This window comes from Micromonospora sp. GCM10011541 (assembly GCF_042650725.1).
Taxonomy (GTDB): Bacteria; Actinomycetota; Actinomycetes; order Mycobacteriales; family Micromonosporaceae; genus Micromonospora; species Micromonospora sicca.
Window position 1 is genome coordinate 1 of sequence record NZ_JBHSBP010000132.1, and the last position, 770, is coordinate 770.

Annotated in this window: 1 rRNA gene; it reads right to left on the minus strand. The window is 60.1% G+C overall.

Annotation, left to right across the window (positions count from 1 at the left end):
* Nucleotides 1-747: ribosomal RNA gene (locus ACFOYX_RS36275) — 16S ribosomal RNA — on the minus strand; the annotation flags it as partial.
* Between the last annotated feature and the right edge of the window lie 23 nt (nt 748-770).

The window sequence follows — 770 nt, forward strand, 5'->3', positions numbered from 1 at the left end:
CCCCACGCTTTCGCTCCTCAGCGTCAGTATCGGCCCAGAGACCCGCCTTCGCCACCGGTGTTCCTCCTGATATCTGCGCATTTCACCGCTACACCAGGAATTCCAGTCTCCCCTACCGAACTCTAGCCTGCCCGTATCGACTGCAGGCCCGCGGTTGAGCCGCGGGTTTTCACAGTCGACGCGACAAGCCGCCTACGAGCTCTTTACGCCCAATAAATCCGGACAACGCTTGCACCCTACGTCTTACCGCGGCTGCTGGCACGTAGTTGGCCGGTGCTTCTTCTGCAGGTACCGTCACTCTCGCTTCGTCCCTGCTGAAAGAGGTTTACAACCCGAAGGCCGTCATCCCTCACGCGGCGTCGCTGCATCAGGCTTCCGCCCATTGTGCAATATTCCCCACTGCTGCCTCCCGTAGGAGTCTGGGCCGTGTCTCAGTCCCAGTGTGGCCGGTCGCCCTCTCAGGCCGGCTACCCGTCGTCGCCTTGGTAGGCCATCACCCCACCAACAAGCTGATAGGCCGCGAGCCCATCCCAGGCCGAAAAACTTTCCACCAAGCCTCATGCGAGGCCAGGTCATATTCGGTATTAGCCCCGGTTTCCCGGGGTTATCCCAAAGCCTAGGGCAGGTTGCTCACGTGTTACTCACCCGTTCGCCGCTCGAGTACCCCGAAGGGCCTTTCCGCTCGACTTGCATGTGTTAAGCACGCCGCCAGCGTTCGTCCTGAGCCAGGATCAAACTCTCCAACAAAAACCTGTTGAAACAGTCATCCC